18 protein-coding genes are annotated in these 24,331 nt (G+C 67.8%); 15 read left to right on the plus strand and 3 right to left on the minus strand.

The window, feature by feature from the left end; all coding sequences use genetic code 11:
* The first annotated feature begins 16 nt into the window (after positions 1 to 16).
* The 6 genes from J8I35_RS22870 to fdhA all read left to right on the plus strand — a co-directional run bounded on the left by J8I35_RS22870 (position 17) and on the right by fdhA (position 8,323).
* Positions 17 to 1,300: a glycosyltransferase gene (locus J8I35_RS22870; RefSeq protein WP_209926975.1), complete on the plus strand. Its 1,284-nt coding sequence runs from the start codon at positions 17 to 19 to the stop codon at positions 1,298 to 1,300.
* On the plus strand, positions 1,297 to 2,892 hold the full coding sequence (locus J8I35_RS22875) for a DHA2 family efflux MFS transporter permease subunit (RefSeq protein ID WP_050012286.1): 1,596 nt from the start codon (positions 1,297 to 1,299) through the stop codon (positions 2,890 to 2,892). Before J8I35_RS22870 ends, J8I35_RS22875 begins: the two co-directional genes overlap by 4 nt.
* 10 nt (positions 2,893 to 2,902) lie before the next feature.
* Entirely contained in the window at positions 2,903 to 3,841 is a 939-nt protein-coding gene (locus J8I35_RS22880; protein ID WP_209926976.1) for a glycosyltransferase family 2 protein, read from the plus strand.
* A 2-nt stretch (positions 3,842 to 3,843) separates the two neighbouring features.
* Entirely contained in the window at positions 3,844 to 5,694 is a 1,851-nt protein-coding gene (locus J8I35_RS22885) for an efflux transporter outer membrane subunit (RefSeq protein ID WP_209926978.1), read from the plus strand.
* Positions 5,694 to 6,884, plus strand: a complete 1,191-nt coding sequence (locus J8I35_RS22890) for an efflux RND transporter periplasmic adaptor subunit (RefSeq protein ID WP_124638872.1) — start codon at positions 5,694 to 5,696, stop codon at positions 6,882 to 6,884. The genes J8I35_RS22885 and J8I35_RS22890 overlap by 1 nt, the downstream gene beginning before the upstream one ends.
* A 242-nt stretch (positions 6,885 to 7,126) precedes the next feature.
* On the plus strand, positions 7,127 to 8,323 hold the full coding sequence (gene fdhA / locus J8I35_RS22895) for a formaldehyde dehydrogenase, glutathione-independent (RefSeq protein ID WP_011547090.1): 1,197 nt from the start codon (positions 7,127 to 7,129) through the stop codon (positions 8,321 to 8,323).
* Between the two features lie 130 nt (positions 8,324 to 8,453).
* Here the strand turns inward: fdhA and J8I35_RS22900 are convergent, their stop codons facing one another.
* Together J8I35_RS22900 and J8I35_RS22905 are read right to left on the minus strand one after the other, a co-directional pair.
* Complete coding sequence (locus tag J8I35_RS22900) at positions 8,454 to 9,212, minus strand: hypothetical protein (RefSeq protein ID WP_124631566.1); 759 nt, start codon at positions 9,210 to 9,212, stop codon at positions 8,454 to 8,456.
* 188 nt (positions 9,213 to 9,400) lie between these two features.
* The gene (locus J8I35_RS22905; RefSeq protein WP_209926980.1) at positions 9,401 to 10,837 is read right to left on the minus strand and encodes a PLP-dependent aminotransferase family protein; all 1,437 of its coding nucleotides are present in this window, start codon (positions 10,835 to 10,837) and stop codon (positions 9,401 to 9,403) included.
* Between the two features lie 266 nt (positions 10,838 to 11,103).
* On the opposite strand from J8I35_RS22905, the gene J8I35_RS22910 reads away from it, so the two are divergent.
* Positions 11,104 to 12,513: a discoidin domain-containing protein gene (locus J8I35_RS22910; RefSeq protein ID WP_209926982.1), complete on the plus strand. Its 1,410-nt coding sequence runs from the start codon at positions 11,104 to 11,106 to the stop codon at positions 12,511 to 12,513.
* A gap of 57 nt (positions 12,514 to 12,570) precedes the next feature.
* Here the strand turns inward: J8I35_RS22910 and J8I35_RS22915 are convergent, their stop codons facing one another.
* Positions 12,571 to 13,686: a GlxA family transcriptional regulator gene (locus tag J8I35_RS22915; protein ID WP_124594757.1), complete on the minus strand. Its 1,116-nt coding sequence runs from the start codon at positions 13,684 to 13,686 to the stop codon at positions 12,571 to 12,573.
* Between the two features lie 355 nt (positions 13,687 to 14,041).
* Here J8I35_RS22915 and J8I35_RS22920 point away from each other — a divergent pair, with 355 nt between their 5' ends.
* The 8 genes from J8I35_RS22920 (at position 14,042) to J8I35_RS22955 (ending at position 24,322) form a co-directional block, all read left to right on the plus strand.
* Positions 14,042 to 15,316: a serine hydroxymethyltransferase gene (locus J8I35_RS22920; RefSeq protein ID WP_050012294.1), complete on the plus strand. Its 1,275-nt coding sequence runs from the start codon at positions 14,042 to 14,044 to the stop codon at positions 15,314 to 15,316.
* 42 nt (positions 15,317 to 15,358) lie between these two features.
* Entirely contained in the window at positions 15,359 to 16,330 is a 972-nt protein-coding gene (locus J8I35_RS22925; RefSeq protein WP_050012295.1) for a dipeptidase, read from the plus strand.
* A gap of 138 nt (positions 16,331 to 16,468) precedes the next feature.
* Positions 16,469 to 17,002, plus strand: a complete 534-nt coding sequence (locus J8I35_RS22930; protein WP_050012296.1) for a DUF5943 domain-containing protein — start codon at positions 16,469 to 16,471, stop codon at positions 17,000 to 17,002.
* A 76-nt stretch (positions 17,003 to 17,078) separates the two neighbouring features.
* On the plus strand, positions 17,079 to 19,142 hold the full coding sequence (locus J8I35_RS22935) for an NADH:flavin oxidoreductase (RefSeq protein ID WP_209926984.1): 2,064 nt from the start codon (positions 17,079 to 17,081) through the stop codon (positions 19,140 to 19,142).
* A gap of 3 nt (positions 19,143 to 19,145) precedes the next feature.
* Positions 19,146 to 21,071, plus strand: a complete 1,926-nt coding sequence (locus tag J8I35_RS22940) for a (Fe-S)-binding protein (RefSeq protein ID WP_050012297.1) — start codon at positions 19,146 to 19,148, stop codon at positions 21,069 to 21,071.
* A 4-nt stretch (positions 21,072 to 21,075) separates the two neighbouring features.
* Positions 21,076 to 22,245, plus strand: coding sequence for an electron transfer flavoprotein subunit alpha/FixB family protein (locus J8I35_RS22945; RefSeq protein WP_089489635.1), 1,170 nt, complete (start codon positions 21,076 to 21,078; stop codon positions 22,243 to 22,245).
* Complete coding sequence (locus J8I35_RS22950; protein ID WP_124555534.1) at positions 22,242 to 23,027, plus strand: electron transfer flavoprotein subunit beta/FixA family protein; 786 nt, start codon at positions 22,242 to 22,244, stop codon at positions 23,025 to 23,027. Before J8I35_RS22945 ends, J8I35_RS22950 begins: the two co-directional genes overlap by 4 nt.
* Positions 23,028 to 23,080: 53 nt before the next feature.
* The gene (locus J8I35_RS22955) at positions 23,081 to 24,322 is read left to right on the plus strand and encodes an aromatic ring-hydroxylating dioxygenase subunit alpha (protein ID WP_050012300.1); all 1,242 of its coding nucleotides are present in this window, start codon (positions 23,081 to 23,083) and stop codon (positions 24,320 to 24,322) included.
* The last annotated feature ends 9 nt before the right edge of the window (positions 24,323 to 24,331 follow it).

Here is a 24,331-nt window from a genome sequence, read left to right on the forward strand (position 1 = left end):
CCCCGCGAGGCGCGCGATGGCGAAGATGATCGTGACCGCGATCGGTTCGGCGGGCGACGTGCATCCGTTGCTCGGCGTCGCGCGCACGCTCGCCGCGCGCGGTCACGACGTCGTGTTCTGCACGCACGCGCCGTTCGAGGCGGCCGTGCGCCGCTGCGGGTTCGCGTTCGTGCCGGTCGGCACCGCGGCCGACTACGACGCGGCGATGGCGAACCCCGCGCTGTGGGATCCGCGTACGTCGTTCCGCACGCTGTGGCAGGTGATTGCGCCGACGCTGCGCCCGCATTACGACGCGCTGCGCGCGCTGACCGATGCCGACACGGTGCTGGTCGGCACGCTATGGGCGTTCTCCGCGCGCTTCATGCAGGAATTGCACGGCACGCCGTACGTGTCGGTGCAGGTATCGCCGTCGACGCTGCTGTCCGCGCATGCGCCGCCGACTCATCCGCGCCTGACGATTCCGGCGCGCTGGCCGTTGCCGGTGAAGTCGGCGCTGATGACGCTGATCGAGCGGCAGGTGCTTGACCGCGTGTGCGGCCCGGCGCTCGACGCGGTGCGCCGCGAACTCGGGCTCGTGCCCGCGCGGCGCGTGCTCGGCCGCTGGCTGCATTCGACCGACGGCGTGCTGTGCCTGTTTCCCCAGTGGTTCGCGCCGCCGCAGCCGGACTGGCCGTCGAACCATCTGCAAAGCGGTTTTCCGCTGTTCAACGATATTTCGACCTCCGACGATGATGGGGCACTCGATGCGTTTCTCGCGGCAGGCGAAGCCCCGGTCGTGTTCACGGCCGGTTCGACGCTCGTCGATCACGCGGCGTATGCGCGTGCGGTGGCGGACGCGCTGCGCGCGACCGGCGCGCGCGGCATCCTGCTGACGCCGCACGATGCGGCGCAGGATGGCGACCGGCTGCTCGTGCGCCGCTTCGTGCCGATGCGCACGCTGCTGCCGCGTTGCCGCGCGCTCGTGCATCACGGCGGGATCGGCACGGCGGCGCTCGCGTGCGAAGCCGGGATCGTGCAGGTCGTCACGCCGTTCGCGCACGATCAGTTCGACAACGCGCAACGCGTCGTCGCGAACGGTTGCGGCGTGCGGGTCGACGGGCCGCTCGACGGCGCGCGGCTCGGCGCGGCGCTCGCGCGCGTGCTCGACGAACCCGCGTTCGCGGTGCATGCGGCGCGTACGCGTGCGCTGCTCGCGGCCGTGCCGGACGGCTGCGGCGCGGCCGCCGATTTCATCGAACGCTTCGTGCCGAAGCGCGGGCGGGTGGCCGCGCGGGCCGATGCCGCGGTGGCCGGCACATGAGCACCGCATCGCCGCTGCACGACGGGCCCGTCGCGCCGTCCGCGCTCGACGTGTCGGCGCCGGTGCCCGCCGCGCAGCCGGTGCGCGGCATCCGGCTCGCGCTGCTGACGTTCGCGCTGTCGCTCGCGACCTTCATCGAAGTGCTCGACTCGACCGTGACCAACGTCGCGGTGCCGGCGATCTCCGGCAGTCTCGGCGTGTCGAACAGCCAGGGCACGTGGGTGATCAGCTCGTATTCGGTCGCGGCCGCGATCGCGGTGCCGCTCACCGGCTGGCTTGCGCGCCGCGTCGGCGAGTTGCGGCTGTTCGTCGGCGCGGTGCTGCTGTTTACGCTGACGTCGCTGCTGTGCGGGCTCGCGCGCGACCTGCACGTGCTCGTGATCTGCCGCGCGCTGCAGGGGTTGTGCTCGGGGCCGATGGTGCCGCTGTCGCAGACGATCCTGCTGCGCACCTTTCCTCCGACCCAACGCACGATCGCGCTCGCGCTGTGGGCGATGACGGTGCTGCTCGCGCCGATCTTCGGGCCGGTGGTCGGCGGGTGGATCGTCGACAACTTCTCGTGGCCGTGGATCTTCCTGATCAATTTGCCGATCGGGCTGTTCTCGTTCGCGGTGTGCACCGCGATGCTGCGCCCCGACGCGCAGCGCGGCGCGGCCGGTCCGATCGACGTGCCGGGCATCGTGCTGCTCGTGATCGGCGTCGGCTCGCTGCAGGCGATGCTCGATCTCGGCCACGACCGCGGCTGGTTCGATTCGCCGCTGATCGTCACGCTCGCGGTGGTCGCGGCGCTCGCGATCGTGTCGCTGCTGATCTGGGAAGCAGGCGAAGCGCATCCGGTGGTCGATCTGAGCCTGTTTCGCGACCGCACGTTCTCGTTCTGCGTGCTGATCATCTCGCTCGGGATGATGAGCTTCTCCGTGGTCGGCGTGGTGTTCCCGCTGTGGATGCAGGCCGTGATGGGCTACAACGCGTTTCATGCGGGGCTCGCGACCGCGTCGCTCGGCGTGCTCGCGCTCGTATTCTCGATCCTCGTCGGGCTGCATGCGCACCGCTTCGACGCGCGCGTGCTCGCGACGTTCGGCTTCCTCGTGTTCGCGGCCGTGCTCGCCTGGGACGCCCATTTCACGCTGAAGATGACGTTCGCGCAGATCGCCGCACCCGGGCTGATCCAGGGGATCGGGCTGCCGTGCTTCTTCATTCCGCTGACCGCCGCGACGCTGTCGCGCATTCCGGACGACCGGCTCGCCGCCGCGTCGAGTCTGTCGAATTTCCTGCGCACGCTGTCGGCCGCGTTCGGCACCGCGATGAGCGTGACGCTATGGGACAACCGCGCGACCTATCACTACGACGTCGTGTCGCAATCGGTCACGCATGCATCGGCGAACACGCAACGCTTCGTGCATGCGCTGAACGCGATGGGCGTGGACGGCGTGCGCGAGCTGACGACGCTGCATCACGTCGTGATGCAGCAGGCCTACATGATGGCGACCAACGACATGTTCTGGATGGCGAGCATGACGTGTGTCGCACTCGCCGCGATGATGTGGCTGACGCGGCCGAAACGCGGCGCGGCCGCATCGTTCGGACATTGAGGAGCAGATCATGACGACACTCGGCGCACTCGTGATCCTGTATCACCCGAGCGACGCGCAACTCGACGCGTTGCGCGGATGGCGGCACGCGTGCGACGCGCTGCTCGTCGTCGACAACACGCCGCAGCCCGATGCGCGGGCCCGTGAACTGTGCACACGCGAAGGCATCGCGCTGCTGCATCACGGCAATCGCGGCGGCATCGCGGGCGCGTACAACGCGGGGCTCGCGGCGCTGTTTCGCGACCGCATCGACGCGGTCGCGCTGTTCGACCAGGATTCGTCGGTGCCGGCTGCCTATTTTCCGACGATGCGCGACGTCTGCGCGGGGCTCGCCGGGCGCGCGTTCTTGGCCGGCCCGCGCATCTTCGACGAGAACGCACGCAGCTTCCTGCCCGAACTCGCGACGAACGGCATCGGCGTGCGCCGCCTGCGCATCGACCCGGGCACGCCGATGCAGCGCTGCGCGTTCCTGATTTCGTCGGGCTGCGTCGTGTCGCGCGACGCGTTCGACGTGCTCGGCCGTTTCGACGAAACGCTGTTCATCGATCACGTCGATACCGAATACAGCTTCCGCGCGCTGTCGCGCAACGTGCCGCTCTATGTCGTGCCGTCGCTGGTGCTGACGCATCGGATCGGCGCAAAGCAGCGGCACGCGATCGGCCCTTTTGAAATGACGTCGATGAATCACTCGTGGCAACGGCGCTACTACAGCGCGCGCAATGCGGTGCAGCTCGGGATGCAGTACGGGCTGCGTTTTCCGGTGGCGCTCGTGCCGAACCTGCTGACCCTGTGGCAGGTCGTGCAGATCGCGCTGGTCGAGCGCGACAAGCGCGCGAAGCTGGCCGGCATCCTGTTCGGCGTCGCGGACGGCCTGTTCGGCCGGCTCGGCCCGCTCGAGCGCACGCGGCCGCGTCTGGCTGCGCGGGCGCAGCGCGTTCGGCAGGGGTGACGATGCGGCGTTCGACGAAAGCGGCAGGTTCGGCGCGTGGCGCGAAGGGCGGCTCGATGGTCGCGGCGGCGGCCATGCTGTTCGCGTTGGGCGGATGCGTGCCGTCGGGCTTCCTGCCGTCGCTGTCGCTGCGCGCGCCGGCCGACGATGCGCTCGCACGGACGGCCGGCCCCGGCGCGAACGGCGCGTGGCCGGCGCCCGACTGGGTGAAGCAGTTGCAGGACCCGCAGCTCGACGACCTGGTCGCGGAGGCGTCGCAGCACAGCCCCGATCTGCAGGTCGCACAGGCGCGGCTGCGGATCGCGCAGGCGCAGCTTCAGCAGTTCGATTCGCTGACCGGTTTGACCGGCACGGCCGGCGCGACGATCAGCCGGGCACGGATGCCGAAGCCCGGCGACATCGCCGACGTCACGGCCGGCGGCTATCGCGTGCCGGTGCAGATTTTCGGCGATCCGAACGTATCGCCGTCGTCGATCTTCGTCGGGCTGAACTATCAGCTCGACCTGTGGGGCAAGAACCGCGCGGCGACGAAGAGCCTGATGTCGCTGCGCGACGCGGCCGGCGTCGAGGCCGAACAGGTACGGCTCACGCTCGCCGTCGCGATCGTCACCGTGTATTGCCAGCTCGACCAGGCGTACGCGGTGCGCGACCTGTTGCAGCAGAAGCTGAAGATCAGCCAGCGCGTGACGGCGGTGCTGCGCGAGCGTACCGCGCGCGGCCTCGACAACGCGTACGATGCGAGCGACGCGTCGATCAAGCGCAGTCGACTGCTCGAGCAGATCGCGTTGAACGACGAGCAGATCAAGCTCGCGCAACTGCAACTCGGCGTGCTGTCGGGCCGTGGCCCGGAGCGCGGGCTCGCGCTGCAGCGGCCGCGCGTCGGCGCGTTCGCGGGCGGCGCGGTGCCCGCCCGGCTGCCGGCCGACCTGCTCGGCCGCCGGCCCGACATCGTCGCCGCGCGGCTGCGGGTCGAGGCCGCGTTCGCGAATGCCGACTCGACGCGTGCGCAGTTCTATCCGGACGTGAACCTCGTCGCGCTCGGCGGCGTGTTCGCGTTGACGCCCGCGTCGCTGTTCTCGCGCGATTCGCTCGCGGGCTCCGTCGGCCCCGCGATCTCGCTGCCGATCTTCGACCGCGGCCGGCTGAAGGCGAAGCTCGGCGCGGACGTCGCGCAGGCCGACGTCGCGATCGGGCTGTACAACAAGACCGTCGACGACGCGCTCGGGCAGGTCGCGCAGCTCGTCACGTCGCTGCAGACGTCGCAGACGCTCGTCGCGCAGCAGCAGGACGCGGTCGCGGCCGCGCAGAAGATCGTGCAGATCGCGACCGATCGGCATCGACGCGGCGTGCTGATGCAGAAGGACGTCGATGTCGCGGATCTCACGCTGATCGACGAGCGCGCGCAGATGATCGCGCTGCTCGGCAAGCAGCGGACATTGCGCGTCGGGTTGATCGGCGCGCTGGGCGGCGGGTTCGATGCGGGCGCAACGGTCGCGCAGGCGCAGACGCCGGCCGTGCAGCGGGCGCATAGTGGGGCGGCCAGGCGCGGGGCGGCCGTTGCCATGGCCGCGAACCGGGCTGCGGTGGCGGGCCCGTCGAACGACTCGCAAGCGGGGCGCACGGCAATGTCGCCGGCCGCTGCCACGACGCGGGCCGCGTCCGCGCCCGAATCCGTCCGACGCGACGACCCCGCGCGCCCGTCCACGGTCGGTGCCTCCCGCCCCGACGCGATGCCGCGCAGCACGCCCGTTCTCGCGCGCACGGCCTCGGCGAGCCCGATGCCGGGCTCGGCGTCGACGCCCGCGATTCCCGTCTTCCAGCACGATCGTCTGATCGTTACGCAAAGCGACTGATGCACCACGACAACCTTCATTCCGCCGCGCCGCCGGCCGCGCTGAACGATCCGGCCCTCGACGCGCGCCGCGCGACGCGCCGCAAGCGCTTCACCGTGTTCTTCGCGATCGTGCTGCTGGCCGCGATTGCGTGGATCGCGTACTGGCTGTTGAGCGACCGGTACTACGAAGACACCGACGACGCATACGTCGCGGGCAGCATCGTTCAGGTCGCCGCGCAGATCCCGGGCGCGGTGACCGACGTGGTGGTTGCCGACACGCAGGCCGTGCGCGCGGGGCAGACGCTCGTGAAGCTCGACGACACCGAGGCGTCCGTCGCATTCGCGCAGGCGAAGGCGCAGCTCGCGCAGGCCGTGCGCCAGGTCGCGAACGCGAGGATTTCGAACACGATGTACGTCGAGGCCGTGAATGCGCGGCGAGCCGACCTGTCGCTCGCGCAGCGCGCGCTCGCCGCGCGTTCGGGCGCATCGGTCGAGATCGTCGCGCCGGAAGAACTGGCGCGGGCACGCGCGGCGGTGGCCGGCGCGCAGGCGAACCTCGCGGCCGCGCAGGCGCAGCTCGATGCGGCGCGCGCGCTCGGCAGCAAGCTGCCTGTCGACGAAAGCCCGGCCGTCATGCAGGCGGCCGCGCAGTTCAAGCTTGCGTACCGGAACCTGAAACGCACGACGATCGTCGCGCCCGTCGACGGCACGATCGGGCAGCGCTCGGTGCAGGTCGGCCAGCAGGTCGGGCCCGGCGTGCCGCTGATGTCGATCGTGCAGCTCAACCGGCTGTGGATCGACGCGAATTTCAAGGAAGGGCAGATCCGCCACATGCGCGTCGGTCAGCCGGTCGAGGTCGTGTCGGATCTCTACGGCTCGCGCATCGCCTATCGCGGCCGCGTGCAGGGCTTCTCGGCCGGCACGGGCAGCGCGTTCTCGATGCTGCCGTCGCAGAACGCGGCCGGCAACTGGATCAAGGTCGTGCAGCGCGTGCCGGTCGTGATCGCGCTCGATCCGCGCGATCTCGCCGCGCATCCGCTGCGCGTCGGGCTGTCGATGCGCGCGACGGTCGACACGCACGACCGCAACGGCCACGCGCTCGACAGCGAGCCGCCGACGCCCGCCGTCAGCACGCGCGTGCACGACGGCGTCGCGGGCGACGCGGAAGCGGCCGCCGCCGCGATCATCCGCGAGAATCAGGGCGGGTAGCGGCTGCCGGTCGGGGCGCGGCCGGCAGCAACGGCCGGTCCGGCCCCTGTGTGTCTCGCGCCCGGTAGATTCCCGCCCGACTTTCGTATTTCCGCCATCGATGTCGGCGCCGATCAAACGCATGTCGCGTTTGAGACATCGGCGCCCCTGCCTCCCGGACTACTCTCGAACAGCACGTTGCGCGTGCGCCGCATGGCGCCGGCGCGCCGCGGCGCCATCCAACGAGACATGGAGACAATACGATGAGCAGCAATCGAGGTGTCGTCTATCTTGGGCCGGGCCAGGTCGAAGTCCAGAAAATCGATTATCCGAAGATGGTCGACCCGAGCGGCCGCGCGATCGGCCACGGCGTAATCCTGAAAGTGGTCAGCACGAACATCTGCGGCTCAGACCAGCACATGGTGCGCGGCCGGACGACCGCGCCGGTCGGCCTCGTGCTCGGTCACGAGATCACCGGCGAAGTGGTCGAAGTGGGCCGCGACGTCGAGACGCTGAAGCTCGGCGATCTCGTGTCGGTGCCGTTCAACGTTGCGTGCGGCCGCTGCGCGATGTGCAAGGACACGCATACGGGCGTGTGCCTGAACGTGAATCCGTCGCGTGCGGGCGGCGCGTACGGCTATGTCGACATGGGCGGCTGGATCGGCGGCCAGGCCGAATACGTGCTCGTGCCGTATGCCGATTTCAACCTGCTGAAATTCCCGGATCGCGACCAGGCGATGGCGAAGATCCGCGACCTGACCTGCCTGTCCGACATTCTGCCGACCGGTTATCACGGTGCGGTGAGCGCGGGCGTGAAGCCCGGCTCGACGGTCTACATCGCGGGCGCGGGCCCGGTCGGGATGGCGGCGGCCGCCTCGGCGCGCCTGCTCGGCGCGGCCGTGACGATCGTCGGCGACATGAACGCGGAACGCCTCGCGCATGCGCGGGCGATGGGCTTCGAGACGGTCGACCTGTCGAAGGACGCGTCGCTCGGCGAGCAGATCGAGCAGATTCTCGGCGTGCCCGAGATCGATTGCGCGGTCGACTGCGTCGGCTTCGAGGCGCACGGCCACGGCTCGTCGGGCCATTCGGAGGAAGCGCCCGCGACGGTACTGAACTCGCTGATGGAAATCACGCGCCCGGCCGGCGCGATCGGCATCCCGGGCCTGTACGTGACGGACGATCCGGGCGCGAAGGACAAGGCCGCGCAGCACGGCAGCCTGAGCATCCGCTTCGGCCTCGGCTGGGCGAAGTCGCATTCGTTCTTCACGGGCCAGACGCCGGTGCTGAAGTACAACCGCAACCTGATGCAGGCGATCCTGTTCGACCGGCTGCCGATCGCGAAGATCGTCAACGTCGAAGTGATCTCGCTCGACCAGGCGCCGGAAGGCTACAAGAAGTTCGACGGCGGCGCACCGCGCAAATTCGTCATCGACCCGCACGGGTTGCTGGCGGCGTGATGCGCTAGCGTTCGACGCGCACCACACGAAGCGGGCGGTTCCGGAAACGGGCCGCCCGTTTTTTTCGTTGCGGGAGCGACGGTGACGGCGGTGCAACGCGACGACCGCTGAGCCCGAGCCCGGGTCACGCTCAGTGGCCGCGATAGAGCTTCGCGAGTTCGGCGTTGCTGGCCGCGGCGCGACGTGTGCGCCCGGTGTGCACGCTGACGCGGCGGATCGCACGCGTGCGATGGGCGGTGTCGCGGCTGCCTTTCCAGTCGGCCACGCGGACCGCGCCGGCGCGCGTCCGGTCAGGCGGGCGCAACGATGGCGCGGCTTGTGCAATGGCCATCTTGCGAGCAGGTTGGGCTGCGAGTGGGGCGCCTGGTGGCAGACTGGCCGCCACTTGCGTTTCATCGGGCGAATGAAACGGGTAGACGGGTGCCGGCACGACCGGCAGCAACGGATCGTTCGACGCGGGCAGCATGGTTTCGGTCGCGACGGCGGCCGGCGCACCGGATCCGCGACAAACGGGATCGGCCTTGCAGGTCTGGTCGACCGCCACGTAGCCGCCGACCAGCAGCACGAGCGTAAGGATGCTCAGGATCGGCGCGCTCGACGCGCGCGGCCGCTGGAAAGCCGCGTTGCGCATCGAGCGGGCGATGCGTGACGACCACGTGTGAAACGATCGCGGCGCATGGGCGGCGTGCGCATCGGCCGACGTGTGTCGGATCGGTTCGAACGGCCCGTTCCATTGACCGCAGACGGGGCAGTGCTCGAGCGCGCGGAACGCCACGAAGCCGCATTCGCGGCAGCGGCAGCACGTTGCGTGCCGCGATTCGGCGCGCGCATTCAGCACGGCACGCCAGGCATCGCGCGCGCGGACGCTGCGGCTAGGCAGGACACGCATGTCAGCGACCGACGGGCGCGATCGTCGGGCTAGAGATCGGCGGTCGTTCGCATGCGGTGCTCATGGGATTCTCCATAACATCGGACGGGTGGAACCCGTTCGTCCACGTCTGCCTGCTGCTTCATTCTTGGTCGTTCGCGCACGAAACGCAAGGCGCATGTCGCGCATTCCGCTCCGTGCGTTTCGTCTTAGCCGCCGTGCCGCTGTCGGGCCGCGAGCGTGCCGAGCGTCTCCAGCGCGCGCTCGACCGCCGGTGTCCACGGCCGCCCGTAATTGAGTCGCAAATAGCGGCGGAAGCCGCCGGTCGTGGAGAAGATCGGTCCGGGTGCAATGCTCACGCCGTTCTCCATCGCATCGTCGAACAGGTGCATCGCATCCATGTGCGGCGGCAGTTCAATCCATAGAAAATATCCGCCGCGTGGCGCGAACACTTCGGTGTCAGCCGGAAAGTACGCGCGTACGGCCGACAGCATCTGCGCCTGGTGCGCGGCGAGATTGCGGCGCAGCTTGCGCAGGAAGCGGTCGTATGCGCCGTCGCGCAGGTAGCTCGAAATCGCCATCTGCGCGGGTACGTCGGCGGCCGGCGCGCTCGCGCCTTTGGCCTTGCGGATCTGCCGGACGAAGCGGCCTGCCGCGACCCAGCCGATCCGGAATCCGGGCGCGAGACATTTCGAGAACGATCCGCAATGCAGGACGAGCCCGCTGCCGTCATACAGTTTCGCGGGGCGCGTGGGCGCCGTGCCGAACTGCAATTCGCCATACACGTCGTCCTCGATCAGCGGCACGCCGCGGGACGCGAGCAGGTCGATCAGCGCGCGCTTGCGCTCGTCGGTCAGCGTCGCGCCGGTCGGGTTGTGGAACGACGTCATGAACCAGCACGCGCGCACCGGATGCGTGTCGAGCGCCTCGGCGAGCGCGTCGAGGTCGAGGCCCGTGCGCGGGTCGACCGGAATCTCGACCGCTTTCAGATGCAGGCTCTGAACGGCCTGCAGCACCGCGTGGAAGGCCGGCCGTTCGATCGCGACGATGTCGCCCGGGCGCGTCAGCGCCTGCAGGCTGAGCGTCAGCGCTTCGGTCGCGCCCGTCGTGATGACGATTTCCTCGAGCGGCAGCGACGCGCCCGCGTTCAGGTAGCGCAACGCGATCTGACGGCGCAGCGCTTCGTTGCCGGGCGGCAAGCCTTCGAGCAGTTTCGTGCGGTCCATGTGGCGCGCGGCCGACGCGACCTGGCGCCACAGGCTGCTCATCGGGAACAGCGAATAGCTCGCGAATGCCGAGCCGAGCGGCACGATGTCGTCGCATTTGAGCGAGTCGAGCAGACGGAACAGCGCATCGTCGTCGCCGGGTTGCGCGGCGTCGTTTTGCGCGGCGCCCGGCTTGCGCGGCGGATCGCGCGCGAACCGCACGTGCTTGTCCGCGACGTTCGCAACGAAATAGCCGGAGCGCGCCCGCGCGACGATCAGGCCCTCGCTTTCGAGCGCGTAGTACGCACGAAACACCGTGGAAGGACTCACGCGATGCGCGCGGCATGCGGCCCGCACGGTGGGGATGCGCGCGCCGGGCGCCAGATCGCCGCGCCGGATCGCGTCGGCGATCGTCTGTGCCAGCACCGCATAGCGCTTCATGCGCGTTCTCCCGGCCATCGACCTCGATGACAAAGAGTAGTACGGCAGCCGTCACGTGCAAGCGCGCCCCACATCGCTGATCCGTATGTTTTATCGGCGCTCTGATCCTGTTCTTTCGTCTGACAAACGGGCATCCTCTCGCAAGCTTTGTTCCCGCTGTCCGACCGATACGGAATTCACGCTGCCCGACCGCGAATCCGTGACGCCCGCGCGTGTCGCGCGAGTCATTTTCTGCGGCGTCCTGACCTTACCCGGAAGTATCCAGCGTGACATTGAAGACCCTCGTCGCGGGCCTCGCGGCCGGCATTGCCCTCAATCTGTTCAGCGGCGTGGCCGCCGCAGCCTGCGTCAACAATCCCGCCGCCCAGCCGAACGCGACGTTCCCCGCCGCGCTGACCGGCAAACTCGTCTATCACAGCTACGTCAAGTACGGCGACGGCACGAGCCAGTTGTTCCTCTACGATTTCTCGGCCCGTACGCTGACGCAACTCAGCAAGAGCGCGTGGGGCATCACCGATCCGATGAACGGCGTGTTCAGCCCCGACGGCAAGTGGCTCGCGTTCATGGGCATCCGCAACGGCGCATGGAACGTGTTCATGCTGCAGCTCGGCGCCGGCACGCCGCCCGTCAACATGACGAACAGCACGGGCGCCACGCGCAACGAAGACCCGAAGTTCAGCACGGACGGCAAGACGCTCGTGTTCAAGCAGAACGGCGACGTCAAGCAGGCGACGCTGTCGTACACGAGCGCGGGCCCGGTGTTCACGTCGGTCGTGAGCCTGACGAACGCGCCGGCCGGCGCCGAATACTCGATGCCGTTCCTCGCGCCGGACGCGAGCGCCGTGTACTACGCGACCGGCACCGGCTCGAACATGGGGCTGATGAAGCGCACGATCGCGACCGGCGCGACCGCCGTGTTCGATCGTCCCGCCGGGCTGCAGACGTACTACCCGACCGTGCGCGCGGACGGCATGGTGTACTACGCGCGCTGGAAGGACAGCGGCGGGGCCGACCAGATCTATGCGAAGACGGCGGACCCGGCCTCGACGCCGAGCGCGCTGGCGCTCAACGACTGCATGAGCAACAACTCGGACCCGGCGCCCGTCAGTGGTACGAACTACCTGTTCTTCTCGTCGACGACGGCCGGTGGTTATCAGCTCTACGTCGGCGACGTGACGACCGGCCAGCGCTGGAGCCTGTCGCAGTTCGGCGTGAATGCCGATGCGACGAAGGCGAAGCTCGGCGCGAACTACTACGGCGGCGCGGCCGCGGCACGCACGCTGCTGTCGCAGGGGCGGCCGGCCGCGGCGTCGGCAAGCTACAACGCCTCGCTCACGCCGGACAAGGCATTCGACGGCAGCACGACGAGCACGCGCTGGGATTCGCCGGAAGGCACTGGCGTCGATCCGCAATGGATCTCCGTCGATCTCGGCGCGACGAAGACCATCAGCAGCATCGATCTGTATTGGGATGCGGGCGCACTCGTCTACCAGATCCAGACGTCGAACGACAACGCGAACTGGACGACGATCTATTCGACGAGCAATGGCGGTTCATATAGCCACGTCACGCTGCCGAATCTCAACGGAAGCGGCCGCTACGTGCGGATGCTCGGCACCAAGCGGGCGACGCAGTGGGGGTATTCGCTCTATGAAATGCAGGTGTGGGGATCGTAAGGGCAAAGAAAAAAGCGACCTTCGAGGTCGCTTTTTTTGCTTCATGCACCGCCCGCCTCACGCATGCAGCACATGCGCCGGAAACGCCGGCCCGGCACTCGCCGCACCCTGCGCGAGCGGCGCCACCTGCTTGCGTCGCTCGCGCGTCGGCGCGACACCGAACGCGTCGCGATAGCTCTTGCTGAAGTGGCATGCCGACTGGAAGCCGCACGCCATCGTGATGTGCATGATCGACATGTCGGTCTGCAGCAGCAGCTCGCGCGCACGGCGCAGCCGCAGCGTCAGGTAGTAATGCGTCGGCGTCATCCCGAGATGCTCGCGGAAAAGACGCTGCAACTGCCGCTGCGACATGTTCGCGAGCCGCGCGAGCTCCTCGCGCGACAGCGGCTCCTCGATGTTGTTCTCCATCAGCGAGATCACTTCGAACAGCGACTTGTTCGCCGAGCCGAGGCGGGCGACGAGCGGCATGCGTTGCTGCGCGCTCGTGTCGCGCACATGTTCGACGATGAACTGCTCGGCGATCTGCGTGACGCGCGCGGTGCCGACGCGCGCGGCGATCAGGTTCAGCATCATGTCGAGCGGCGCGACGCCGCCCGTGCACGTGATGCGGTCGCGGTCGATCACGAACAGTTCTTTCAGGAAGCGCGTGTCCGGAAACTCTTCCTTCAGCGCCGACATGTTTTCCCAGTGGATCGCGCACGCGTAGCCCGCGAGCAGCCCCGACTTCGCGAGTGCATAGGTGCCCGTGCACAGGCTGCCGAGCGGGAGCCCCATGCGTGCGAAGCGACGCAGCGTCGACAGGTGGGCGGACGTCGTCGCGCGCTGCACGTCGACGCCGCCGCACACGAATACGATGTCGGGTTGCCCCACGCATTCCGCCGGCCCCGTGTCGACCGTGAGGCCGTTGCTCGCCGTGACCGGACCGCCGTCCGGGCTGATCACCGACCAGCGGTAGAGCGGCTGGCCGCTCAGGTAGTTCGCCATCCGAAGCACCTCGATCGCATTGGTGAACGCGATCATCGTGAAGTTCGGTAACGGCATGAACGCGAAGTGGGACAGCGACGCTGTGCGGTCGGGCGACATGGGGAGCGTTCCTTGAATCTCTAATAGCTTTTGGCCCGGGGCACGAATCGGGCTGCGGTATTGTGTGAGCGAGTGCAACAAGCGTGCCATACGGCTAAACCCTAGCTCCAAGCGTTGTCTGGGCATCGGCCCGTTGCTGCACTGCACCGTATCCGGGAGAAGCCGCACGCGAACGTGCGGCAAACGCACTGCCGGTGTGCGTGTCCATAGGTGAACCATCGATACCGTTTCGGGCGCTCGTCCCGAAAAGCACGACCGGTCACTTGTACAAAACGGACGCGCATGGCGGAAAAGGCAAAGAACGCGTCTAAATTCATCAATCCGCCGAAAATCCGAACGACAAGAATAGAGCCGTCGGCAGCCTTGCACTGGACGAGCGGGAAACCCAGTGATGGCGGGCCTTGAGCTTCGGTTGCAGCCCTTTATTCTTCGTCACGGACGCACTATGTCGAACACTCAGCCTTTCTTCTCGCAGCCCCTTGCCGAGCGCGACGCGCCGGTGCGCAGCGCCATCCTGAAGGAACTCGAGCGTCAGCAGTCGCAAGTCGAGCTGATCGCGTCGGAAAACATCGTGTCGCGCGCCGTGCTCGAGGCGCAGGGCTCGGTACTGACCAACAAATACGCGGAAGGCTATCCCGGCAAGCGCTACTACGGCGGCTGCGAATTCGCCGATGAAGTCGAGGCGCTCGCGATCGAACGCGTGAAGCAGATCTTCAACGCCGGCTATGCGAACGTGCAGCCGCACTCGGGCGCGCAGGCGAACGGCTCGGTGATGCTCGCGCTCGCCAAGCCGGGCGACACGGTGCTCGGCATGTCGCTCGACGCGGGCGGCCACCTGACGCACGGCGCGAAGCCGGCGCTGTCGGGCAAGTGGTTCAACGCGGTCCAGTACGGCGTGAACCGCGACACGCTGCGCATCGACTACGACCAGGTCGAGGCGCTTGCCCACGAGCACAAGCCGAATCTCATCATCGCCGGCTTCTCGGCGTACCCGCGCGCGCTCGACTTCGCACGCTTTCGCGCGATCGCCGACAGTGTCGGCGCGAAGCTGATGGTCGACATGGCGCACATCGCCGGCGTGATCGCCGCGGGTCGCCACGCGAACCCGGTCGAGCACGCGCACGTCGTCACGTCGACCACGCACAAGACGCTGCGCGGCCCGCGCGGCGGCTTCGTGCTGACCAACGACGAGGACATTGCAAAGAAGATCAACTCGGCCGTGTTCCCCGGCCTGCAGGGCGGCCCGCTGATGCACGTGATCGCCGGGAAGGCCGTCGCGTTCGGCGAAGTGCTGCATGCGGACTTCAAGACCTACATCGACAGCGTGCTCGCGAACGCGCAGGCGCTCGGCGAAGTGCTGAAGGCCGGCGGCGTCGATCTCGTCACGGGCGGCACCGACAACCACCTGCTGCTGGTCGACCTGCGCCCGAAGGGCCTGAAGGGCGCGCCGGTCGAGCAGGCGCTGGAACGCGCGGGCATCACCTGCAACAAGAACGGCATTCCGTTCGACACCGAGAAGCCGACGGTCACGTCGGGCATTCGCCTCGGCACGCCGGCCGGCACGACGCGCGGCTTCGGCGTCGCGGAGTTCCGCGAGATCGGCCGCCTGATCCTCGAAGTGTTCGACGCGCTGCGTGCGAACCCGGAAGGCGACCCGGCAACCGAACAGCGCGTGCGCCGCGAGATCTTCGCGCTCTGCGAGCGCTTCCCGATCTACTGATCGACCCACCCCACAAGAACAGTCACACGAGCGAGAGCAGATATGAGCACGCTGCATCAGGACAGCATCATCATCGACGGACTGAACATCTCGAAGTTCGAGAAGCCGGTGTTCGAGGACATGCGCAAGGGCGGCATCACGGCCGCGAACTGCACGGTGTCGGTGTGGGAGAACTTCACGAAGACCGTCGACAACATCGGCGTGATGAAGAAGAAGATCCGCGACAACGGCGAGCTGCTGACGCTCGTGCGCACGACGGACGACATCTTCCGCGCGAAGCAGGAAGGCAAGACCGGGATCATCCTCGGCTTCCAGAACGCGCATGCGTTCGAGGACAACCTCGGCTACATCGAGGCGTTCGCCGACATGGGCGTGCGCGTCGTGCAGCTTTGCTACAACACGCAGAACCTGGTCGGCACCGGCTGCTACGAACGCGACGGCGGCCTGTCGGACTTCGGCCGCGAAGTGATCACCGAGATGAACCGCGTCGGCATCATGGTCGACCTGTCGCACGTGGGCGGCAACACGTCGTCGGAAGCGATCGCGTTCTCGAAGAAGCCGGTGTGCTATTCGCACTGCCTGCCGTCGGGCCTGAAGGAACATCCGCGCAACAAGAGCGACGCGCAGTTGAAGGAGATCGCCGATGCGGGCGGCTTCGTCGGCGTGACGATGTTCGCGCCGTTCCTGAAGCGCGGCATCGAGGCGAACATCGACGACTACATCGAGGCGATCGACTACGTCGTGAACCTGATCGGCGAAGACGCGGTCGGCATCGGCACGGACTTCACGCAGGATTTCGCGAAGGAGTTCTTCGACATGCTGACGCACGACAAGGGCCGCTATCGCCAACTGACGAACTTCGGCAAGGTGATCAACCCGGACGGCATCCGCACGATCGGCGAATTCCCGAACCTGACCGCCGCGATGGAACGCCACGGCTGGAAGGAGTCGCGGATCCGCAAGATCATGGGCGAGAACTGGGTGCGCGTGTTCAAGGACGTGTGGGGCGCGTAAGCGCCCGCCGAGCCGAACCGCACTCGTCGTTTCAACATAAAAAAATCGGGACGTGCCAGCGCAAGCCGCGCGGGCACGCGGACGATGTCGCGCCTGCGCACTGAGCCGCGCGGCCACTTTCCTCACGGAGTCACCACGATGCAACCGCAACTGCCGATCAACGTCGATCCCGATACCGGCGTCTGGACCACCGACGCGCTGCCGATGCTGTACGTGCCGCGCCATTTCTTCACGAACAACCACGTCGCCGTCGAGGAAGCGCTCGGCGTCGATGCGTATGCCGAGATCCTCTACAAGGCCGGCTACAAATCCGCCTACCACTGGTGCGACAAGGAAGCCAAGCTGCACGGCCTGACCGGCATGGCCGTGTTCGAGCACTACCTGAAGCGCCTGTCGCAACGCGGCTGGGGCCTGTTCTCGATCATCGAGGCCGACCCGGCGAGCGCCCGCGCGAAGATCGAACTGCGCCACTCGTCGTTCGTGCTCCAGCAGCCGGGCAAGGAAGGCAAGCTCTGCTACATGTTCGCGGGCTGGTTCGCGGGCGCGATGGACTGGGTCAACGACACGACGCCGGAAGGCAAGGGCGCGCCGCGCGCATACTCGAAGGAAGTGCAATGTGCGGCCGAGCATCACGATCACTGCATCTTCGAAGTGTCGCCGATCGCGCACTGATGCACTGACGCATTGATTCACTGAAGCAGAACAACACCCGCAACACGAGACATTCGAACGCCAGAGGTCGCCAGCGATGCGTTATCCCCACCTGTTCAAACCCATGCAGCTGAACCAGCTGACGCTGCGCAACCGGATCGTCAGCACCGCGCACGCGGAGGTGTATGCCGAGCCGGGCGGCCTGCCGGGCGACCGCTATATCCGCTACTACGAAGAAAAGGCGAAGGGGGGCGTCGGCCTGGCCATCTGCGGCGGGTCGAGCCCGGTATCGATCGACAGCCCGCAAGGCTGGTGGAAATCGGTGAACCTGTCGACCGACAAGATCATCGATCCGCTCACGCGCCTGGCCGACACGATGCACAAGCACGGCGCGAAGATCATGATCCAGGCGACGCACATGGGCCGCCGCTCGTCGTTCCACGGCGAGCACTGGCCGCACCTGATGTCGCCGTCGGGCGTGCGCGAACCCGTGCACCGCGGCAACGCGAAGATCATCGAGATCGAGGAAATCCGCCGCATCATCGGCGATTTCGCGGCGGCCGCGAAGCGCGTGAAGGCGGCCGGCATGGACGGCATCGAAATCTCCGCCGCGCACCAGCACCTGATCGACCAGTTCTGGAGCAAGCGTTCGAACCACCGCACCGACGAATGGGGCGGCAGCCTCGAAAACCGCCTGCGCTTCGGCATCGAAGTGCTGACGGCCGTGCGCGAGGCGGTCGGCAAGGATTTCTGCGTCGGCCTGCGCATGTGCGGCGACGAATTCCACGAGGACGGCCTCGATCACGAAGCGTTGAAGGAAATCGCGCAGGCGATGTCGGAGACGGGCCTGATCGACTACCTGAGCGTGGTCGGCTCGGGGGGCGATACGCACAACACGATCGCGAACTGCATGCCGCCGATGGCGTTGCCGCCGGAGCCGTTCGTGCACCTCGCAGCCGGCATCAAGTCGGTCGTGAAGATTCCGGTGATGCATGCGCAGAGCATCCGCGATGCGGGCCAGGCCGAGCGCCTGCTCGCGAACGGCATGATCGACCTGGTCGGCATGACGCGCGCGCAGATCGCCGATCCGCACATGGTGATCAAGATCCGCGACGGCCGCGAGGACGAAATCAAGCAGTGCGTCGGCGCGAACTACTGCATCGACCGCCAGTACAACGGCCTCGACGTGCTGTGCATCCAGAACGCGGCGACGTCGCGCGAAGCGACGATGCCGCACATCATCGAGAAGTCGCGCGGCCCGAAGCGCAAGGTCGTGGTGGTCGGCGCCGGCCCCGCGGGCCTCGAGGCGGCGCGTGTCGCGAAGCTGCGCGGCCACGACGTCGTGCTGTTCGAGAAGAACGCGGAAGTCGGCGGCCAGGTGATGATTGCCGCGAAGGCGCCGCAGCGCGAGCAGATGTCGGGGATCATCCGCTGGTTCGACATGGAAACGAAGCGCCTGGGCGTCGACCGGCGTCTCGGCGTGGCCGCCGACGAGAAGATGATCATGGCCGAGAAGCCGGACATCGTCGTGCTCGCCACCGGCGGTTCGAGCTTCACGTGGCAGGTGCCGGCGTGGGGTGTGGCCGAAGGCCTCGCCGTCAGCTCGTGGGACATCCTGACCGGCAAGGTCGAGCCAAAGCAGAACGTGCTGCTGTTCGACGGCGTGAGCACGCATGCGGGCGCCGGCGTGGCCGATTTCATGGCGAGCCGCGGCTCGAAGGTCGAGGTCGTCACGCCGGACGTGAAGGTCGCCGACGACTGCGGCGGCACCACGTTCCCGATCTTCTATCGGCGCCTGTACGCATTCGGCGTGATCCCGACGCCGAACACGATGCTCGATCGCGTCTATGAAGAGAACGACAAGATGATCGCCGTGCTGCGCAACGAGTACACGGAAGAACTGGAAGAGCGCGCGGTCGACCAGGTGGTGATCGAGAACGGCTCGTCGCCGAACGACGAGCTGTACTGGAAGCTCAAGCCGGAATCGGTGAACCGCGGCCAGATCGATCCGCACACGCTGTTCGCGGCCGAGCCGCAGCCGTGCCTGTCGGAAGAACTCGGCAACGGCCGTTTCCTGCTGTTCCGTGTCGGCGACTGCATCTCGATGCACAACGTCCACGGCGCGATCTACGACTCGCTGCGTCTCGTGAAGGATTTCTAAAAGATGAACCCGTCCTTCCTCATTACCGCCCTGCTGTGGCTGTCGGTGGCGGGGCTCGCGTTCGCGGTCGCGAAGCGCTCGTCCTACTGGCGTCTGGGCCGCGCGACGGCGCCCGGCTCGTTCGGCGTCGCGAACCTGTTCGCGATTCCGAAGCGTTATTTCGTCGACCTGCACCACGTGGTCGCCCGCGATCCGTACATCGCGAAAACCCACGTCGCGACCGCCGGCGGCGCGATCGGCGCGCTCGCGCTGGTGTTCGTCAACTACGGCCTCGCGATCTACTCGCCGTGGCTCGACAAGCTGATCTTCCTCGCGGCGCTCGCGATGCTGGTCGGCGCGGTGTTCGTGTGGCGCCGACGCGCGGCGAAGGACGTGCCGGCGCGCCTGTCGCGCGGCCCATGGAATACGCTGCCCTGGCTGCTCGGTTCGTTCGCGCTCGGCCTCGTGCTGTTCATGCTGGTGCCGACCGGCGCGATGTCGGGTGCGTTCGCGGTGCTCTGCGCGCTGCTGATCGGCGTCGGTGCGTTCACGATGACGGTCGGCGCCGCGAAGGGCGGCCCGATGAAGCATGCGATCGCCGGCCTGCTGCACCTCGCGTTCCACCCGCGCCAGGAGCGTTTCGCGGCCACGCGCGAATCGTTCACCGGCAACGGCACGGCCACGCCGCCGACCGCGCTGAAGCTGCCGGACATCGAGCATCAGGAGTACGGCGTCGCGAAGCCGGTCGAATTCCGCTGGAACCAGCTGCTGAGCTTCGACGCGTGCGTGCAGTGCGGCAAGTGCGAAGCCGCGTGCCCCGCGTTCGCGTCGGGCCAGCCGCTGAACCCGAAGAAGCTGATCCAGGATCTCGTCGTCGGGATGGCCGGCGGCACCGATGCGGCGTACGCGGGCAGCCCGTCGCCGGGCATCCCGGTCGGCCAGCATCGCGGCGAGCCGAACGGCCCGATCGTGTCGGGCCTGATCGAGGAACAGACGCTGTGGTCGTGCACGACCTGCCGCGCGTGCGTGCAGGAATGCCCGATGCTGATCGAACACGTCGACGCGATCGTCGACATGCGCCGCAACCGCACGCTCGTGCACGGCACGGTGCCGGGCAAGGGCCAGGAAGTGCTCGCGAACCTGCGCGAGACCGGCACGATGGGCGGCTACGACACGGCCGCGCGCTACGACTGGTCGGTCGACCTCAGCGCGCCGGTCGCGCATCCGGCCAAGCCGGTCGACGTGCTGTTCGTCGCGGGCGAAGGCGCGTTCGACATGCGCTACCAGCGCACGCTGCGCGCGTTCGTGAAGGTGCTGAACAAGGCGGGCGTCGACTACGCGGTGCTCGGCCCGACGGAAACCGACACAGGCGACGTTGCCCGTCGGCTCGGCGACGAAGCGACGTTCCAGCAGATGGCGAAGCGCCTGATCGGCACGCTCGGCACGCTGTCGTACAAGCAGATCGTGACGGCCGACCCGCACGTGATGCACAGCCTGCGCAACGAATACCGCGCGCTGGGGCTGCGCGTGACGGTCAAGCATCACACGACCTATCTGGCCGAACTGGCCGACAGCGGCAAGATCGCGCCGAAGGCGGTCGAGGCGCTGCAGGAGAAGCGCACGACCTATCACGATCCGTGCTACCTCGGCCGCTACAACGGCGAGATCGAAGCACCGCGCAAGCTGTTGAAGACGATCGGCATCCAGGTCGTCGAGATGGAGCGCAACGGCATGCGCGGCCGCTGCTGCGGCGGTGGCGGCGGTGCGCCGCTGACCGACATCCCCGGCAAGCAGCGCATCCCGGACATCCGCATTGCCGACGCGCGCACGATCGGTGCGGACGTGGTCGCGGTTGCGTGCCCGAACTGCACGGCCATGCTCGAAGGCGTCGTGGGCCCGCGCCCCGACGTGCTCGACGTCGCCGAACTCGTCGCCGCCTCGCTGGAGTGAGTCGATGAATACGATCAAACGAATCGATCCGCGCCGGCCGTTCATCATCACGGCCGCCGGCCTGAAGCGCATCACGCTCGGCGAGGAAGGCAGCGCCGATGCGAACGCCGCGCAGTGGTCCGCCCACGGCCATGGCGCTGCGACCGCGAAGCCGCGCCGTGCGCTGCAGGACCCGAAGCACGTGATGCTGGTGGTCGCTCACAGCGAACGCGGCGCGCTCGACGACCATTCGCGTCAGGCGATCGCCGCCGCCGCGGTGCTCGCCGATGCGCAGACGGAAGTCGCGCTGCTCGCGTTCGGCGAATTGAAGGACGACGTGGCCGAACTCGGCGTCGACAAGCTGCTCGAGCTGACCGGCTTCGACCGCCGTGCGTTCGATCCCGAAAGCGAGCTGCAAGCATTGCAGGCGTGTGTTGCCGCGCTCGCCCCGAAACACGTGTTCGTGCCCGACAACGCGACGGGCGACGGCGATCTCGGCCGGCGTTACGCGGCGGCCGCCGGCGCGAGCGTCGCGACGCACGTCGTCGAAATCGACGCGAAGCACGTGGGGACGTATGCGCAGGCCGGGCGGGCGTTCGCGACCCGCGCGCTGCCCGACGTGATCCTGCTCGCGCAGAACGCGGTGGACGCGAAGCTGCCGTTCGTCGGCGCGGGCGAGCGCGTGGCGTCCGATTTCATCCGCCCGGCGCATGACGCCGCGCAGCCGTACCGCGATCTCGGTCTCGACGAAATCGACGCGGCCCAGGTCGCGCTCGAGGAAGCCGATTTCATCGTGTCGGCCGGCAACGGCGTGTCCGACATCGGCGCGTTCGAGCGGCTGGCCGGCGTATTCGGCGCGGCGATCGGCGCGAGCCGCGTCGCGGTCGACAACGGCCACTTCACGCGCGACAAGCAGGTCGGCGCGACCGGCAAGACGGTCGAGGCGAGCGTGTACATCGCGTTCGGCATCTCGGGCGCGGTGCAGCATTTGCAGGGGATCAAGGACTGCCGCCACGTGATCGCGGTGAACCTCGACGGCAGCGCGCCGATCGCGAAGCGCGCGAATCTGACGGTGGTCGGCGACGCGCAGGCGACGATCGCCGCGCTGATCGAACAGGTCCAGGCCGCGCGGGCCGCGCGCGGCGAATCGCCGGCCGCGGTCGGCACCCGTGAACCCGAAGGAGTCGCCGCATGAATGCCCCCCGCCCCTTGCAACGCATCGCGGTGCTCGTGTCCGTCGGCCGGCATCCGGTCAGCGGCATCGCGCGCTACAGCCGCAACGATGCGGCCGCGCTCGAAACCGGCCGCCAGCTCGCCGAGAAGCATCGCGCGACGCTCGACGTGATCCACGCGGGCGACCCCGCGAATGCGGCGCTGGCCGAGTATCTCGCGCTCGGCGCGCGGGAGGTCGAGGTGCTGGCCTGCCGCGACGGCGACGATGCCGTGCACGCGCTCGCCGCGCGTGTCGAAGGCTACGACCTCGTGCTGACCGGCACGCGCGCCGAGGGCGCGTACGACACCGGGATGCTGCCGTACCGCGTCGCCGCGGCGCTCGGCTATCCGCTCGTCGGCTCGGCCGTCGACGTGACGGTCGAAGGCGGCCGCGCGGCGGTCCGGCAATTTTTGCCGAAAGGGCTGCGACGGCGGGTCGACGCGGCGCTGCCCGCCGTCGTCGCCGTCCACCCGCTCGCCGGTGTCGAGCCGCGCTACGCGTATGCGCGGCTGCGCGCGGGCGCGATCCGTCCGGCGCTCGCGGCGAGCGGCGCGGACGCCGATGCGGCCGCGTGGACGGTCGGCCCGATCGAGCGTAAACCCGTAAAACTGGTCGCCGCCGAGAAGCGCTCCGGGCATGCTCGGATGCTGTCCGCGACGACGACCGAAAGCCGTGGCGGCAACGTCGTAAATGAAGGGAGTTCGGTCGAAAAAGCACAAGTGATCCTCGCGTATTTGCGCGAGCATCAGCTCATCGACTACTGATTTTGATGCCTGTCGGCAAGCAACCCAGGGATGCAAGGAATCCGGAGCAAACGATGAAAGTATCGGCAGACATTCGTGCACTGATCGAACGCCGCAAGGAAGGCCACAGCCTCGAAGCGCCGTTCTACACGAGCGAGGACATCTTCGCGCTCGACATGGAGGCGATTTTCCGCCAGCACTGGATCCAGGTGGCGATCGAACCGGACATTCCCGAGCCGGGCGATTACGTGACCGTGGAGCTGGGCAGCGATTCGATCCTGATCGTGCGCGACGACGACATGGCGATCCGCGCGTTCCACAACGTGTGCCGTCACCGCGGCGCGCGCCTGTGCAACGAAGACAAGGGCTCGGTCGGCAACATCGTGTGCCCGTACCACAGCTGGACGTACAACCTGACGGGCCAACTGATGTTCGCCGAGCACATGGGCGAGAAGTTCGACCGTTGCAAGCACAGCCTGAAGTCGGTGCACGTCGAGAACCTCGCGGGCCTGATCTTCATCTGCCTCGCCGACGAGCCGCCGGTCGATTTCGCGCAGATGCGCGCGGAGATGGAGCCGTACCTGCTGCCGCACGATCTGCCGAGCACGAAGATCGCCGCGCAGATCGACATCATCGAGGAAGGCAACTGGAAGCTCACGATGGAGAACAACCGCGAGTGCTATCACTGCGTCGCGAACCATCCGGAGCTGACGATCTCGCTGTACGAATACGGCTTCGGCTACCAGCGCTCCGACGCGAACGCCGAAGGCATGGACGCATTCGCTGAAACGTGCGTGCGGCGCGGCAAGGAGTGGGCCGAGATGGGCCTGCCGTCCGCCGAAATCGAAAAGCTGCTCGATGTGACGGGTTTCCGCACGCAGCGCCTGCCGCTCGACCGTCACGGCGAATCGCAGACGCTCGATGCGAAGATCGCGTCGAAGAAGCTGCTCGGCGGCTTCGACAAGGCCGACCTCGGCGGGCTGTCGTTCTGGACCCAGCCGAACTCGTGGCACCACTTCATGAGCGATCACATCGTGACGTTCTCGGTGATCCCGCTGTCGGCCGGCAAGACGCTCGTGCGTACGAAGTGGCTCGTGCACAAGGACGCGAAGGAAGGCATCGACTACGACGTGAAGAACCTGACGGCCGTGTGGAACGCGACCAACGACCAGGATCGCGCGCTCGTCGAATTCTCGCAGCGCGGCGCGACCAGCAGCGCGTACGAGCCGGGCCCGTATTCGCCGTACACGGAAGGGCTCGTCGAAAAATTCTCGGCCTGGTACATCGGCCGGCTCGCCGAAAAAACCGGCGCGTAGCACCCAGCA

The sequence above is a fragment of the Burkholderia sp. CpTa8-5 genome (genome assembly GCF_017815045.1).
GTDB lineage: Bacteria > Pseudomonadota > Gammaproteobacteria > Burkholderiales > Burkholderiaceae > Burkholderia > Burkholderia sola.